Raw genomic sequence first — 16,794 nt, forward strand, 5'->3', positions numbered from 1 at the left:
AAACTTTTCTTAACAGTGTGGATTTTTAAAATTATCTGTGGAAAACTTTTGTTTTTTATGGTACACTATTCTAACGAATATAATGTGAAAGGGGGAAAATATGAACCAAGAACAACTTTTTTGGCAACGATTTATTGAATTAGCAAAGGGAAATTTTAAGCCATCTATTTATGATTTTTATGTCGCTGATGCAAAATTACTCGGAATCAACCAGCAAGTTGCCAATATTTTCTTAAATCGTCCATTTAAAAAAGATTTCTGGGAAAAAAACTTCGAAGAGTTAATGATTGCCGCTAGTTTTGAAATCTACGGAGAGCCTCTTGCCATCCAATATCAATTTACAGAGGATGAACAGGAGATTAAGAACACTACAAACGCAAGAAGTTCAGTGGTTCACCAGGTACAGACACCTGAATCAGCTACTCCTCAAGAAACTTTTAAACCGGTTCATTCTGATATAAAATCCCAGTACACCTTTGCTAATTTTGTACAAGGAGACAATAATCACTGGGCAAAGGCTGCAGCTTTAGCTGTATCTGATAACCTAGGTGAGCTCTACAATCCATTATTCATTTTTGGTGGTCCTGGTCTTGGAAAAACTCATATTTTAAATGCGATTGGAAATAAGGTTCTAGCCGATAATCCCCAGGCAAGAATAAAATATGTCTCATCGGAAACATTCATCAATGAATTTTTAGAACACCTCCGTCTCAATGATATGGAAAGTTTCAAAAAAACCTATCGCAATCTGGACTTACTTCTAATTGATGACATTCAGTCTCTCCGTAATAAAGCAACAACACAGGAAGAATTTTTCCATACTTTTAATGCGCTTCATGAAAAAAATAAGCAGATTGTACTCACAAGCGACCGTAATCCCGATCACTTAGACAATTTGGAAGAAAGACTAGTAACACGTTTCAAATGGGGGTTAACCAGTGAAATCACTCCACCTGATTTTGAAACACGTATCGCAATTTTACGTAACAAGTGCGAGAACCTGCCTTACAACTTTACAAATGAGACGCTATCCTATCTAGCTGGGCAATTTGATTCGAACGTACGTGACCTTGAAGGTGCCTTAAAAGATATCCATTTGATAGCCACTATGCGTCAACTGTCTGAGATAAGTGTCGAGGTTGCTGCTGAGGCTATTCGATCAAGAAAACAAACAAATCCACAAAATATGGTTATTCCTATTGAGAAAATCCAAACCGAAGTGGGAAATTTCTACGGTGTCAGCTTGAAAGAATTAAAGGGTTCTAAGCGTGTTCAACATATCGTTCACGCGCGACAAGTTGCTATGTTTTTAGCACGTGAAATGACAGACAATTCCCTTCCAAAAATTGGGAAAGAATTTGGTAATCGAGACCATACAACCGTTATGCATGCATACAATAAAATAAAAACTCTCCTCTTGGATGATGAGAATTTAGAAATAGAGATTACCAGTATAAAAAATAAACTTCGTTAACCTGTGTATAACTTTTCAAAAAAGCTCTGTTTTTTCCACAAGTTGTGAACAAGTTAATTTCCGCAGTTTTATTGGTCTTTCATCACTTTTCCACAGAATACACAGAGACTACTATTACTATTAACCTTATAGATAATAAATAAAGGAGAATCCATGATTCAATTTTCTATTAATAAAAATATATTTCTACAAGCACTTAGTATTACTAAACGGGCAATCAGTACAAAAAATGCTATTCCAATTCTTTCAACAGTAAAAATTACAGTAACTAGTGAAGGAATCACTTTAACTGGTTCAAATGGACAAATCTCGATTGAACATTTTATTTCTATTCAAGATGAAAATGCAGGACTTTTGATCAGTTCTCCAGGTTCCATTCTCTTAGAAGCTGGTTTCTTTATTAATGTCGTATCCAGTATGCCGGATTTAGTCCTTGACTTCAATGAAATTGAACAAAAGCAAATCGTTTTGACAAGTGGTAAGTCTGAAATCACATTAAAGGGAAAAGAAGCAGAACAGTATCCTCGTTTACAGGAAGTTCCAACTTCAAAACCATTGGTGTTAGAAACAAAAGTATTAAAACAAACAATTAATGAAACAGCATTTGCAGCTTCTACACAAGAAAGTCGTCCTATTCTTACGGGTGTTCATTTTGTTTTAACAGAAAATAAAAATCTAAAAACTGTTGCAACAGATTCACACCGTATGAGCCAACGGAAATTGGTCCTTGATACCTCTGGTGATGATTTTAATGTTGTTATTCCAAGTCGTTCTCTCCGTGAATTTACTGCAGTTTTTACAGATGATATTGAAACAGTAGAAGTCTTCTTTTCAAATAATCAAATCCTTTTTAGAAGCGAGCATATTAGCTTCTATACACGCTTATTAGAAGGTACCTACCCTGATACAGACCGCTTAATTCCAACTGAGTTTAAAACAACTGCAATTTTTGATACTGCAAATCTTCGTCACTCGATGGAGCGTGCTCGTCTTCTTTCAAATGCAACCCAAAATGGTACAGTAAAACTAGAAATTGCTAATAATGTTGTATCGGCCCATGTAAATTCTCCAGAAGTTGGACGTGTGAATGAGGAATTAGATACTGTAGAAGTATCAGGTGAAGATTTAGTAATCAGCTTTAACCCAACTTACTTGATAGAAGCATTGAAAGCCACAACTAGTGAACAAGTGAAAATTAGCTTTATCTCTTCTGTCCGTCCATTTACATTGATTCCAAATAATGAAGGTGAAGATTTTATTCAATTGGTTACACCAGTTCGTACCAACTAAATAATATTAAGGAGGCTGGGCAAAAAGACCAACCTCGCTTCTCAGGGTTCGTGTCAACATCTCAGCGCAGTGGTTGATTGGCAGATTTGTTCGTGTTTTACACTCCAAATCTGACCTAATCAACTGTGCGGGGGCGGGAAGACGAACTCTTTTTTTGACCAGTCGAGTTCTTTCCCGCTCCCTTTATGTTATACTAAAAAATAGCACTGAGCTTATTTTTATATATTTAGTGATGGGGAATAAATGACGTTATATATATTAGCTAATCCTAATGCTGGTAGCCATACTGCTGAACATATCATATTCAAAATAAAAGAAAGTTATCCACAGCTTGCAGTTAACATTTTTATGACAGTTGGTCCTGAGGATGAAAAAAGGCAAATAGAGGCTATTTTAAAGGAGTTTGTCAGTAGTGAGGACCAATTAATGATTTTAGGTGGAGACGGCACACTATCTAAAGCGTTGCGTTTTTGGCCAGCTAGTCTACCGTTTGCTTATTATCCAACAGGATCTGGAAATGATTTTGCTAAGGCAATGAATATAACATCGCTCTATAGAAGTGTAGATGCCATTTTAGAGGGAAAAACAAGTCGGATATATGTTTTAAACAGTTCATACGGAACGGTTGTAAACAGTATGGATTTTGGCTTTGCAGCTCAAGTTATCAATGGTTCGACGAATTCAATTTTGAAAAAAATTCTGAACAAGGTAAAACTTGGGAAGTTAACTTATCTATTCTTTGGTATTAAAACATTATTTTCAAAACAAGCTATAAACTTAGAATTAACTCTTGATGAAAAATCTTATCAGTTAGCTAATCTCTTTTTTATTTCTGTAGCAAATAGTCTTTATTTTGGTGGAGGAATCATGATATGGCCAACAGCAAGTGCTAAAAAGAAGGAAGTAGATATTGCTTACTTCAAAAATGGAAATTTCTACCAACGTCTACAATCATTGTTAGCCTTATTAACGAAGAGGCATGAATCTTCTCATACAATTCAGCATTTAACAGGGGTAGATGTAGTTTTAAAATCAAAAGAAAAATTGTTATTGCAAATAGATGGAGAGACATGCACTGCAAATGAGGTAACGTTAACCTATCAGGAAAGAAGTATGTATCTTTAAGGAGGAAGTATGTATCAATTAGGAACCTTTGTCGAAATGAAAAAGCCCCATGCCTGTGTCATCAAATCGACCGGCAAGAAGGCAAATAAGTGGGAGGTTATCCGTCTAGGAGCGGATATTAAAATCCGCTGTAGTAACTGTGACCATGTTGTTATGATGAGCCGATATGATTTTGAACGAAAAATGAAACAAGTTCTGCCGAGTGAAGCCTAGTTGACAGTTTGCAACTGCTGGTTGCGATTTTTTCCTAAAAATTGCTAGTCAACTGTTCCTTTCTAAGCTATAATAGACTTATAAAAAAGAGGAGGATATAATCATGAAGCAGTTAGCACAGCAGATCAAGAATCTACGCACAACCAAGAACCTATCTCAAGATGAGTTGGCAGAGAAACTCTATATTTCCCGTCAGGCTGTTTCAAAGTGGGAAAATGGCGAAGCAACGCCAGATATTGACAAACTGGTTCAGCTGGCAGAAATCTTTGGTGTTAGTCTGGATTATCTGGTTTTAGGGAAAGAACCTGAGAAGGAAATTGTGGTGGAACAACGAGGAAAAATGAATGGTTGGGAATATTTGTACGAAGAATCCAAACGACCTCTTACAAGAGGAGATGTTGTCGTTCTCATTTTTTTTGCAGTTATATTTTTAGGTGGATTATTCATTAAGCATTATTTTTAACGAAGCTTGCCAAACAGCAAGCTTTTTCTCTACTTTTCTGCTATAATAGTCATGATTGAATTTTTAATTGGAGAGTAAAAAAACATGGCTTTAACAGCAGGAATCGTCGGTTTGCCAAACGTTGGTAAATCAACCCTATTTAACGCAATTACCAAAGCAGGAGCAGAAGCTGCAAACTACCCTTTCGCAACCATTGATCCAAACGTCGGCATGGTGGAAGTGCCTGATGAGCGTTTGCAGAAGTTGACGGAGCTCATCACCCCTAAAAAGACAGTTCCAACCACTTTTGAATTTACCGATATTGCCGGTATCGTAAAAGGTGCCTCTAAAGGTGAAGGACTTGGAAATAAATTCTTGGCCAATATTCGAGAGGTTGACGCCATTGTCCACGTGGTGCGTGCCTTTGATGATGAAAATGTCATGCGTGAACAAGGCCGTGATGATGCTTTTGTGGATCCAATCGCAGATATTGATACTATTAACCTAGAATTGATTTTGGCGGACCTAGAGAGCATCAACAAGCGTTATGCGCGTGTAGAAAAAATGGCCCGTACTCAAAAAGACAAGGATTCTGTGGCAGAATTTGCAGTCCTTGAAAAAATCAAACCTGTCCTAGAAGACGGAAAATCTGCTCGTACAGTTAACTTCACCGATGAAGAACAAAAAATCGTTAAGCAACTCTTCCTCCTGACCACTAAACCAGTCCTCTATGTTGCCAACGTCGATGAAGACAAGGTAGCAGATCCTGAGTCTATCAGTTATGTTCAGCAAATCCGTGACTTTGCAGCGACGGAAAATGCAGAAGTAGTGGTGATTTCTGCACGTGCTGAAGAAGAAATATCAGAACTTGACGATGAAGACAAGGGTGAGTTTTTGGAAGCTCTCGGTTTAACAGAATCTGGTGTGGACAAATTGACCCGTGCAGCCTACCACTTGCTTGGCCTTGGAACTTACTTTACCGCAGGGGAAAAAGAAGTGCGTGCTTGGACCTTCAAACGTGGCATGAAAGCTCCTCAGTGTGCGGGTATTATCCATTCAGATTTTGAAAAAGGCTTTATCCGTGCCGTCACCATGTCCTATGATGATTTGATTCAATACGGCTCTGAAAAGGCTGTTAAGGAAGCTGGACGCCTTCGTGAAGAAGGAAAAGAGTATGTGGTTCAAGATGGGGACATCATGGAGTTCCGCTTTAACGTTTGATGGCTAAACTGTCCTTATTCTTCGTTGTTTTACCTTGCCATACCATCAGTATTGTCTGCGGTTTCAACGCCTAGACTAAGAACAGTTTATCGCATCAAAGAGGATGATTACTTGGTTGGAAAGCATTTTCCAGCCTTTTGGTATTTAAGGAGAAAAAATGACACGATTGATCATCGGTCTGGGAAATCCCGGAGACCGCTATTTTGAAACAAAACATAACGTTGGCTTTATGCTGCTGGATAAGATTGCCAAGCGTGAAAATGTGACCTTTAGTCACGATAAGATTTTCCAAGCTGACATTGCCACAACCTTTATTGACGGTGAAAAAATTTACCTGGTTAAACCAACGACCTTTATGAATGAATCTGGTAAGGCTGTTCATGCCCTGATGGCTTATTATGGTCTGGATGCAACTGATATTTTAGTAGCTTATGACGACTTGGACATGGCTGTTGGGAAGATCCGTTTCCGTCAAAAAGGATCAGCTGGTGGCCACAATGGTATCAAATCCATTGTCAAGCATATTGGAACACAGGAATTTGACCGTATCAAGATTGGTATTGGGCGTCCTAAAGGAAAAATGAGCGTTGTCAACCATGTCTTGTCTGGCTTTGATATAGAGGACCGTATTGAAATCGACTTAGCACTAGATAAACTTGACAAGGCTGTCAACGTATATCTAGAAGAAGATGATTTTGATACCATTATGAGAAAGTTTAACGGCTAATGAATATACTAGATATACTTCACAAAAATAAGCAAATCAATCAGTGGCAGTCTGGATTAAACAAGTCAACTCGCCAACTATTATTAGGACTCACTGGAACCAGTAAGTCATTAGTCATGGCGACTGCCTATGATTGTTTGGCCGAAAAGATTATGATTGTGACTGCTACTCAAAATGATGCTGAGAAATTAGTTGCAGATTTAACAGCCATTATTGGAAGTGAGAATGTTTACAACTTTTTTACAGATGATAGTCCAATTGCGGAATTTGTCTTTGCATCAAAAGAACGAACTCAGTCAAGAATTGATAGTTTGAATTTTTTGACCAATGCAACTCAATCAGGAATTTTAGTTGCTAGTATGGCTGCTTGTCGGGTCTTATTGCCGAGTCCTGAGACTTATAAAGGTTCTAAAATACAGCTTGAAGTTGGTCAAGAAATAGAAGTTGACAAACTTGTAAAGAATCTTGTCAACATCGGCTACAAAAAAGTGTCTCGTGTATTAACCCAGGGAGAATTTAGCCAACGAGGTGATATTCTAGATATTTTTGACATGCAAGCAGAAACTCCTTACCGAATAGAATTTTTTGGAGATGAGATTGATGGCATTCGTATCTTTGATGTCGACAGTCAAAAATCTTTAGAAAATCTAGACGAAATCTCGATTTCTCCAGCTTCCGATATCATTTTGTCTTCGGAAGACTATAGTAGAGCTAGCCAATACATTCAGACAGCTATTGAACAATCGACCCTAGAGGAGCAACAGTCTTACTTACGAGAAGTCTTAGCTGATATGCAGACGGAGTACCGGCATCCAGATTTGCATAAATTCTTGTTCTGTATCTATGAACAATCATGGACATTGTTGGATTACTTGCCAAAGAGTTCTCCCTTATTTTTAGATGATTTTCATAAAATTGCTGACAAGCAGGCTCAATTTGAAAAAGAATCAGCAGAGTTGTTGACAGATGATTTACAGAAGGGTAAATCAGTATCAAGTTTGAAATATTTTGCCTCAACTTACGCTGAATTGAGAAAATACAAACCTGCCACCTTCTTTTCAAGTTTTCAAAAAGGTTTAGGCAATGTAAAGTTTGATGCTCTTTATCAATTTACTCAACATCCTATGCAGGAATTTTTCCACCAGATTCCACTGTTAAAAGATGAATTGACTCGATATGCGAAATCAAACAATACCGTTGTTATTCAAGCAAGTTCTGAAGCAAGTTTACAGACTTTGCAAAAATCTTTACAGGAGTATGATATTCAGCTACCTGCCTATCCAACGGATAAGTTAGTAGAAGGTCAGCAACAAGTGACCATTGGACAGCTAGCTTCTGGATTTCATTTGATGGATGAGAAGTTAGTTCTTATTACTGAAAAAGAGATTTTTAATAAAAAGATTAAGCGTAAGGTCCGTAGAACTAATATTTCTAATGCTGAGCGTATTAAGGACTATAGTGAGCTAGCTGTTGGTGACTATGTTGTTCACCATGTTCACGGGATAGGTCAGTATTTAGGGATAGAAACCATTGAAATATCAGGTATCCACCGTGACTATGTGACAGTTCAATATCAAAACTCCGATCGCATTTCCATTCCTGTAGAGCAGATTGATCTCCTTTCCAAATACTTAGCGTCCGATGGAAAAGCTCCAAAAGTTAATAAACTAAACGATGGCCGTTTCCAACGAACCAAGCAAAAAGTTCAGAAGCAGGTAGAGGATATTGCGGATGATTTGATTAAGCTTTATGCAGAGCGTAGCCAGTTGAAAGGCTTTGCCTTTTCACCGGACGATAACAATCAAGTTGAATTTGACAACTACTTTACACATGTGGAAACAGACGACCAACTCCGTTCCATCGATGAAATCAAAAAAGACATGGAAAAAGACTCTCCAATGGATCGTTTGCTGGTAGGAGATGTCGGCTTTGGTAAGACAGAGGTAGCTATGCGCGCTGCTTTCAAAGCTGTCAATGATGGCAAGCAAGTAGCTATTCTTGTACCTACGACTGTTTTAGCCCAGCAACACTATGCTAATTTCCAAGAACGGTTTGCAGAATTTCCTGTCAATGTGGATGTTATGAGTCGTTTTAAAACAAAGGCAGAGCAGGAAAAAACACTTGAGAAGTTGAAAAAAGGCCAAGTTGACATCTTGATTGGTACCCATCGCCTTCTATCAAAAGATGTTGTTTTTGCTGATTTAGGTTTACTGGTTATTGACGAAGAGCAACGGTTTGGTGTCAAGCATAAGGAACGCTTGAAGGAACTGAAAAAGAAAATAGATGTCCTAACCTTGACTGCAACTCCGATTCCTCGGACATTGCAAATGTCCATGCTGGGAATCCGCGACTTATCAGTAATTGAGACTCCACCGACAAATCGCTATCCTGTACAAACTTATGTGATGGAAACAAATCCTTCCGTTATCCGAGATGCAATGCTTCGAGAGATAGATCGCGGAGGTCAGGTTTACTATCTTTACAATAAAGTTGACACCATTGAACAGAAAGTGTCTGAATTAAAAGAATTGGTTCCAGAAGCTACTATAGGATACGTTCATGGACAAATGTCGGAGATCCAATTAGAAAATACTCTATATGCCTTTGTAGAGGGTGAGTATGATATTCTAGTGACCACAACAATCATTGAAACCGGTGTTGATATTCCAAATGCTAATACACTGTTTATTGAAAATGCAGATCATATGGGACTGTCAACTCTTTATCAACTTAGAGGACGTGTTGGCCGTTCCAGTCGGATTGCCTATGCCTATCTCATGTACCGTCCAGACAAGTCCTTGACAGAAGTAGCTGAAAAACGTTTGGAGGCAATCAAGGGCTTTACAGAACTAGGATCAGGTTTCAAGATTGCTATGCAAGATTTGTCTATTCGTGGTGCGGGAAATATTTTAGGTGCTGCTCAGTCAGGTTTTATTGATTCTGTGGGATATGAGATGTATTCACAATTGCTGGAACAAGCCATCTTGGAAAAACAAGGTAAGGCAACCCAACGTCAGAAGAGTAATTCAGAGGTCAATTTACAGATTGATGCCTATTTACCAAGTGATTATATTGGTGATCAGCGACAAAAAATTGAAATTTACAAGCGTATAAAGAATATTGACAGTCGTGTAAACTATCAAGAATTACAGGAAGAATTGATTGACCGTTTTGGAGAGTATCCTGATGTAGTAGCCTACTTGCTTGAAATTGGTCTATTGAAATCATTTTTAGACCAAGTTTTCTGTCATACAGTTCTTAGACGACAACATCAAGTGACAGTAACATTCGAACCTATGGCTGGTCAAATTTTCCTAACGCAAGATTACTTTGAAGCTTTATCTGTGACAAATTTGAAAGCTCAGATAACAGAAAATAAAGGAAAACTAGCTGTTGTGTTTAACATTCAACAGAAAAAAGAATATGAAATATTAGAGGAATTGATTTCTTTTGCCGAAAAATTAAAAGAAATTAAAGCAAGGAAAGCAGAATAAATTTCTCAATTAAATGAAAAAATGGTAAAATATATAGTTGAGGTAAAGTATGAGACTAGATAAATATTTGAAAGTATCCCGCATTATCAAGCGTCGAACAGTTGCGAAGGAAGTTGCCGATAAAGGACGAATAAAAGTCAATGGGATTTTGGCGAAATCTTCAACAGATTTAAAAGTAAATGATCAGGTTGAAATCCAATTTGGTAATAAACTACTCACTGTAAAAGTACTTGAAATGAAAGATTCGACTAAAAAAGAAGACGCACTGAAAATGTATGAAATTATCAGTGAAAAAAGGATAGAAAAAGATGAAGAAATCTAAAATTCTACAACTGAATAATGCCTTTATTCAGTCGGAGCGTAAAAAAACTCAGCATCAATTGGCAGAACGCCAACAAAAAAATCGTTTTATGGGTGCAATTCTCATTCTAGTTATCTTTCTTTTTATGTTGCCTGCCTATAATCTTGTTGGGACTTACACTAATATTCAGCAGCAGGAAAAGAAACTTGCTGAATTGGAAAAAAATTACGAAGAACTGACCAAAGAACAGAAGCAGGAAGCAGAGATGGTTGCAAAATTGAAAAATGAGGAATACGCAGCAAAGTATGTTCGGGCTAAGTATCAATACTCTAAAGAAGGGGAATTTGTCTACAATATTCCAGGGTTACCAAAATGACCGAATCTATTTTTAAAATTGTAGAGCAATTTTTACAGCATTCTGATGAAAAATTAGAAGAGTTGAATCAAAAGAATAGAGAATTAAAGTTAGAAGAAAATGAATCGTAGAAAGGAGGGAGTATGCAGAAAAAACTGCTCGTATGGTTATTGCCAGTTTTATTTGGATGGCAGGTGGTCGATAGTACAGAAATACCATTTGAACTCACAGCGCAAGAAGAATACGAATTGACTCATACTATCTATGATCAGTATTTTCAAACTATCCCTCAAAACCCAAATGTTTTTCAAACTGAGAATCTTTATTCGGATGAAGAACTGACTATAGCAGGTGGACAATTACAGCCGAACCAACATTTTTCTATTACGGATGTTCTAGTCAATAGCAAAAAAGAATTGGTTTTCAAAATAGATGACAAGGGTTACATTCTTGCAAGTAGGCATCTACTATTTGATGATGTAATTGTTACAGAAACTACTGTTGAGCAAACTTATTGGACAAAAAAAGGTTTCACATTGTTAACCTCACCAATTGCTAACGAAGCTACGGAAATAAAAAATGATTTACAACCCTATCAAGCTGTCATGGTTTCTAAAATTGTGACAACTTCCCTAGGTGATTTTGCCTATGTTACAGATAAAGGTTGGATTGCAGTAAATAATCTTTCTAAAACGGATAATAGAGTAGAAGCTGTTCAAGAGTTGTTGACTAACAAATATCCCAAAGATACTATTGGTATATATGTGAAACAATTGTCAACAGGTCAAACTGCAGGTGTAAATCAAGAGAAACTATTCTATTCTGCCAGCATTGCTAAGCTACCAATTCTTTATTACGTTCAAGAGCAACTGAATGCTGGGTACATTGATTTGACTACTAAAGTGAAATATACAGCCGAATCTATATCCTTCCCAGGAGCTTATGTTGCTGGAGGAAGTGGTTCACTGTCAAAAACTCCTGACAATAAAGATTATTCAGTGGAAGAATTGATCAATAAGACTGCTAAAGAGTCAGATAATGTAGCTAGTAATTTACTTTCTTATTATGTAGCTAATAAATTCGATTCCAATTTTTATCAAGTAATAACTGCTAAAACAGGTAGTGAGTGGAGTATGGTTACACGTGAAACTTCAGCTGAGATCGCAGGTAAAATGATGGAAGCCTTATATATTCAAAATGGCTATGTGCTAGAAAGTTTGTTATCTACTCAATTTGATAATCAACGTATTTCGAAAGACATCTCAGTTCCAGTTGCTCATAAAATTGGCGATGCAGATGATGTCAAACACGATGTAGCGATTGTTTACGCAGAGTCTCCTTTTGTTTTATCTATTTTTACAGATAAATCAAATTATGATGAGATTACACAAATTGCAAATGATATTTACGGGATTTTAAAGTAAATGAAAGATAGATTTTTAAAAGTGACACTGGATGGTCACTTTTTTGATAAACATAAGAAAGTACTAGTAGCCGTATCTGGTGGGTTAGATTCTATGAACCTATTCCATCTTTTATACGAATGCAAACAAGTGTTAGGGATTGAACTTGGAATTGCCCATATTAATCATGGACAGAGAGAAGAATCTGTCATTGAGGAAAAATATCTTAGACAGTTAGCAGAAGAAAGTAATGTTCCCTTTTATCTGTCCTATTTTGAAGGCGATTTTTCAGAAGAAGCGGCGCGAAAATGGCGTTATGGATTTTTTGCTACAATCATGGAGAAGGAAGGCTACACTGCACTAGTGACAGCCCACCATGCAGATGATCAAGCAGAAACTGTCTTTATGCGATTGATTAGAGGAGGGCGTTTACGTCACTTATCAGCAATTCAACCGACTCAGCCTTTTGCAACAGGGGAACTTATTCGACCACTTTTATCTTTTAAAAAGGCAGATTTTGAAAAGCTATTTCATTTTGAAGATTGCAGCAATGCAGATTTCAAATATTTTCGAAATAGAGTCAGAAATGACTATTTACCAAAGTTAAAACAGGAAAATCCTAAAATCGAACTTACTCTCAATAATCTTGCAGTTGATACAAATAATCTATTTCAAGCGCTAAGAGATTTGACACAGGATTTATCCGTTACAGATGTGATGAGCTTTCAACAACAGACACCTGCGGTACAAAGTTATCTATTAGAGGAATATTTGGAAAAATTTCCTGATTTACAGCTCTCTCGTCCACAATTTAATGAAGTATTACACATCTTGCGTTCAAAAGCTAACTACTATCATTTATTGAAAAATGATTACATGCTAGAAAAGGATTATCATCGTTTTCAAATTTATAAAATAGGACCAGAGACGGATAGTCAACCAGAAAAAATCATGATAAAATCAGAGGGTATTTTTTCTTACGGTTCATATATTTTTTCTCTCAATCATCCTTTGGAAGAAGCGGATAGTATTTTATATTTTCCTACAGAAAATCCAATTGTAGTGAGGAGAAGGCAGGCTGGGGATACCATTTTAATAAACGGAGTAAATAAAAAACTCCGTCGTTGGTTTATTGATAATAAAATCTCACAGAAAGTTCGACAAAATGCGCTTATTATCGAGCAGAATGGAGAAATTTATGGAATTACGAATCTTGTTAGCAGTGATTTGAGTAAATCAGTAAAAAATGATATAATAAAAGCTACCTTATATATAAAAATGAAAGAGTAGAACAACTATGTTGGACAAAGATATTAAGAAAACTCTTGTTTCAGAAGAAGAAATCGTTGCAAAATGCAAAGAACTCGGTCAAATTTTAGCAACAGACTATGCAGATAAGAATCCTATTCTTGTAGGAATTTTAAAAGGTTCTATCCCATTTATGGCAGAATTAATGAAACATATTGATGCCCATGTAGAAACGGATTATATGGTTGTTTCTAGCTACCATGGCGGAACGGAGAGTAGCGGTACCGTTAAGATTATCAAGGATTTGGACAATAGTGTTGCAGGTCGACATATCATCTTCGTAGAGGATATTATTGACACTGGTCGCACATTAAAAGAATTGAAAGAACTCTTTGCTTTGCGTCAGGCAGCTTCTATTAAAATTGCCACTCTTCTTGATAAACCAGAAGGTCGTGTTGTTGAAATCGAGCCAGACTACACTTGCTTTACTATTCCAAATGAATTTGTAGTTGGATTTGGCTTAGATTATGATGAAAATTACCGTAATCTTCCTTATGTTGGTGTACTCAAAGAGGAAGTTTACACAAAATAGAAAAAGGTTTCCTACTATATTATGAACAATCAACCAAATAAAGGATTTATAAAAAATCCTTTTCTCATTATTCTCGTTATTGCCACTATTGTTACAGCCTTTCAATTTTTTAACGCTGGTCAGCAAGTAGCAACTCAAGAAATCAGTTATTCACAAGTAGTAACTGAATTGAAAAATAATAATGTATCTGAAATTACTTATCAACCAAATTCAAGTGTTATTGAAATTACTGGTAAGTACAAAAAAGAACAGGAAGCTAAAGATGAGTTAGCTTCAACTATTAAGTTATTCCAAGTTTCTAGTAAAGTTAAGTATAAAAACTTTAAATCACTAATTTTACCGTCAGAAACGAATTTGTCAGAGCTACAAGCTCTTGCAAATGAAAATGGAGTAAAGGTTACTATTAAACCTGAAAGTTCAAATGGACTTTGGTTAAATATCGTCTTTAATTTGTTACCGCTTATCATTGCTGGTGTATTCTTCATGATGATGATGAACCAGGGTGGTGGCGGAGCTCGAGGTGCCATGAATTTTGGGCGAAACAAGGCAAAAGCTCTTGAGCAAAGCAATATCAAAGTTCGTTTCTCAGATGTTGCAGGTGCAGAAGAAGAAAAACAAGAATTAGTTGAAGTTGTTGAATTTTTGAAGGATCCAAAACGCTTTACTAAACTTGGAGCACGTATTCCAGCAGGTGTGCTACTAGAGGGGCCTCCAGGAACCGGTAAAACCTTGCTTGCCAAAGCAGTAGCAGGTGAAGCGGGTGTACCATTCTTCTCCATTTCTGGTTCAGATTTTGTTGAAATGTTTGTTGGTGTCGGTGCCAGCCGTGTTCGTTCATTATTTGAAGATGCAAAAAAAGCAGCGCCAGCCATTATTTTCATCGATGAAATCGATGCTGTCGGTCGCCAACGTGGTGTCGGCATGGGTGGCGGTAACGACGAACGTGAACAAACCCTCAACCAACTCTTAATTGAAATGGATGGTTTTGAAGGGAACGAAGGGATTATTGTCATTGCCGCAACCAACCGTAGTGATGTTTTAGACCCTGCCCTTCTTCGTCCAGGTCGTTTTGACCGTAAAGTATTGGTTGGTCGTCCGGATGTTAAAGGACGTGAAGCAATCCTTAAAGTTCATGCGAAGAATAAACCACTAGCAGCAGATGTAGATTTGAAATTAGTAGCACAACAAACACCAGGATTTGTTGGTGCAGATTTAGAGAATGTTCTTAACGAAGCAGCTCTAGTTGCTGCACGTCGAAACAAAACTGTCATCGATGCGTCAGATATCGACGAAGCGGAAGATCGTGTTATTGCAGGTCCGTCCAAGAAAGATCGTCAAGTCTCAGCTAAGGAACGAGAAATCGTTGCCTACCATGAAGCTGGTCATACGATTGTCGGCCTTGTCTTGTCAAATGCGCGTGAAGTTCATAAAGTTACTATTGTACCACGTGGCCGCGCAGGAGGTTACATGATTGCCCTTCCAAAAGAAGATCAAATGCTTCTATCTAAAGAAGATATGAAGGAGCAATTGGCTGGTCTTATGGGAGGACGTGTTGCGGAAGAAATTATTTTCAATACCCAAACAACTGGTGCCTCAAATGACTTTGAACAAGCAACACAGATGGCGCGTGCTATGGTTGCTGAATATGGCATGAGTGACAAAATGGGACCAATGCAGTATGAGGGCAGTCATGCAATGTTTGGTGGCCAGACAACTCATAAACACATTTCAGAACAAACTGCTTATGAATTAGATAATGAAGTACGTGATTTGTTAAATGAAGCTCGCAACAAAGCAGCTGAAATTATTCAGTCTAATCGCGAAACTCATAAACTAATCGCAGAAGCATTGCTCAAATACGAAACTCTTGATAGTGTTCAAATTAAATCTCTCTATGAAACAGGCAAAATGCCAGAGAATATTGAACGTGATGATGAAGATGTTCATCCCCTTTCTTATGAAGAGGTAAAAGAGAAAATTAATACGAAAGAGTAGTATAAAAATACTCTGGGCAAGACATTCCATAACGGATCTGCCCTCACTCTCAACCACTAAAATAACCACAAAGCCTTTGCTAAGTACATAATCTTGGCGAGGGCTTTTTTACATGATACACATCAGAAACAGGGCATTTACAAGAAAAACGAATCAACAGTTATTTATCTCAATCTTAGAACTATACCAAATAACTCCCTTCTGAAGCAGAATGCAATGTTTGCCATAGAGTATCAATAGCAAATGTACTTTAAAAAAGAAAAATCAAATAAAGTATGCTAGACAAAAATGTCCTGTAGAAAGGCAGCACTTTTCGATAAACTTAAACCATCAACAAAAGGAGATTAAGAAATGGAATTCGAAAAAGTGTACGCAAGCGTCAAAGGTATTGTAAACAAGGCTCGAAAAGAGTTTTACATTAAACTATGGGATCGAGATGATTGGGAACAAGAAGGAATGATGACCTTGTTTGAATTATTGGAAGCTCAACCGTGGCTAGTTGATGAACAAGTTCAATTATATTGTTATTTTAAAGTCAAGTTCAGAAATCGAATCAAGGATCGTATCCGCAAACAGGAAAGTCAAAAACGCAAGTTTGACCGTATGCCACATGAAGATATTCACGAATTATCTCACGCAATACAATCACCGGGATTGATAAACGATGAACTATTAATGCTAAGAGGTGCCTTGAGAGATTATCGAAAAAATCTGAGTAATGATCAACTTGATAAATACGAAAAATTAATTAGCGGACAATGTTTTAATGGTCGTCGTGAAATGATACGTGATTTACAAATTCATTTGAAAGACTTTCGCTAAAGCTAGTCACTAACATTATGTTAATCGAATTAAGAAATTGGGCAGAAGCACCATAAAAAGTTCTGTTCAGTTTCTTTTTATATAGGTTATAG

At 37.1% G+C, this 16,794-nt stretch carries 16 protein-coding genes; all 16 read left to right on the top strand.

From position 1 onward, the window contains the following. Window positions 1-100: 100 nt before the first annotated feature. A complete protein-coding gene (locus tag CWM22_00005; protein ID AUC90452.1) occupies window positions 101-1,474 on the top strand; it encodes a chromosomal replication initiator protein DnaA in 1,374 nt (457 codons plus the stop codon). Window positions 1,475-1,627: 153 nt separating this feature from the next. Next, a complete protein-coding gene (locus CWM22_00010; GenBank protein ID AUC90453.1) occupies window positions 1,628-2,764 on the top strand; it encodes a DNA polymerase III subunit beta in 1,137 nt (378 codons plus the stop codon). A 243-nt stretch (window positions 2,765-3,007) separates the two neighbouring features. After that, window positions 3,008-3,889: a hypothetical protein gene (locus CWM22_00015; protein ID AUC90454.1), complete on the top strand. Its 882-nt coding sequence runs from the start codon at window positions 3,008-3,010 to the stop codon at window positions 3,887-3,889. A 9-nt stretch (window positions 3,890-3,898) separates the two neighbouring features. Then, window positions 3,899-4,102 carry a DUF951 domain-containing protein gene (locus CWM22_00020; protein ID AUC90455.1) on the top strand — a complete coding sequence of 68 codons (204 nt, stop codon included), beginning with the start codon at window positions 3,899-3,901 and terminating at the stop codon, window positions 4,100-4,102. Window positions 4,103-4,205: 103 nt separating this feature from the next. Beyond that, entirely contained in the window at window positions 4,206-4,565 is a 360-nt protein-coding gene (locus CWM22_00025; protein AUC90456.1) for an XRE family transcriptional regulator, read from the top strand. 84 nt (window positions 4,566-4,649) lie between these two features. Continuing rightward, entirely contained in the window at window positions 4,650-5,765 is a 1,116-nt protein-coding gene (locus CWM22_00030; protein AUC90457.1) for a redox-regulated ATPase YchF, read from the top strand. 157 nt (window positions 5,766-5,922) lie between these two features. After that, window positions 5,923-6,492: an aminoacyl-tRNA hydrolase gene (locus tag CWM22_00035; protein ID AUC90458.1), complete on the top strand. Its 570-nt coding sequence runs from the start codon at window positions 5,923-5,925 to the stop codon at window positions 6,490-6,492. Next, window positions 6,492-9,986, top strand: coding sequence for a transcription-repair coupling factor (gene mfd / locus CWM22_00040; protein ID AUC90459.1), 3,495 nt, complete (start codon window positions 6,492-6,494; stop codon window positions 9,984-9,986). Before CWM22_00035 ends, mfd begins: the two co-directional genes overlap by 1 nt. 49 nt (window positions 9,987-10,035) lie before the next feature. Next, a complete protein-coding gene (locus CWM22_00045; protein AUC90460.1) occupies window positions 10,036-10,308 on the top strand; it encodes an RNA-binding S4 domain-containing protein in 273 nt (90 codons plus the stop codon). Further along, complete coding sequence (locus CWM22_00050; protein AUC90461.1) at window positions 10,295-10,663, top strand: septum formation initiation protein; 369 nt, start codon at window positions 10,295-10,297, stop codon at window positions 10,661-10,663. The genes CWM22_00045 and CWM22_00050 overlap by 14 nt, the downstream gene beginning before the upstream one ends. Next, window positions 10,660-10,773, top strand: a complete 114-nt coding sequence (locus CWM22_00055) for a hypothetical protein (protein ID AUC90462.1) — start codon at window positions 10,660-10,662, stop codon at window positions 10,771-10,773. Before CWM22_00050 ends, CWM22_00055 begins: the two co-directional genes overlap by 4 nt. Before the next feature lie 12 nt (window positions 10,774-10,785). Beyond that, window positions 10,786-12,066 (top strand): serine hydrolase, encoded by a 1,281-nt coding sequence (locus CWM22_00060; GenBank protein ID AUC90463.1) that lies wholly within the window; start codon window positions 10,786-10,788, stop codon window positions 12,064-12,066. Next, the gene (gene tilS, locus CWM22_00065) at window positions 12,067-13,335 is read left to right on the top strand and encodes a tRNA lysidine(34) synthetase TilS (protein ID AUC90464.1); all 1,269 of its coding nucleotides are present in this window, start codon (window positions 12,067-12,069) and stop codon (window positions 13,333-13,335) included. Between the two features lie 7 nt (window positions 13,336-13,342). Further along, window positions 13,343-13,885 carry a hypoxanthine phosphoribosyltransferase gene (hpt, locus tag CWM22_00070; protein AUC90465.1) on the top strand — a complete coding sequence of 181 codons (543 nt, stop codon included), beginning with the start codon at window positions 13,343-13,345 and terminating at the stop codon, window positions 13,883-13,885. A 21-nt stretch (window positions 13,886-13,906) separates the two neighbouring features. Beyond that, window positions 13,907-15,880: an ATP-dependent zinc metalloprotease FtsH gene (locus CWM22_00075; protein AUC90466.1), complete on the top strand. Its 1,974-nt coding sequence runs from the start codon at window positions 13,907-13,909 to the stop codon at window positions 15,878-15,880. A gap of 351 nt (window positions 15,881-16,231) precedes the next feature. Next, complete coding sequence (locus CWM22_00080) at window positions 16,232-16,702, top strand: sigma-70 family RNA polymerase sigma factor (protein AUC90467.1); 471 nt, start codon at window positions 16,232-16,234, stop codon at window positions 16,700-16,702. Window positions 16,703-16,794: the final 92 nt, after the last annotated feature.

It is taken from the genome of Streptococcus suis (assembly GCA_002831545.1).
In the GTDB taxonomy this organism is placed as follows: domain Bacteria; phylum Bacillota; class Bacilli; order Lactobacillales; family Streptococcaceae; genus Streptococcus; species Streptococcus suis_P.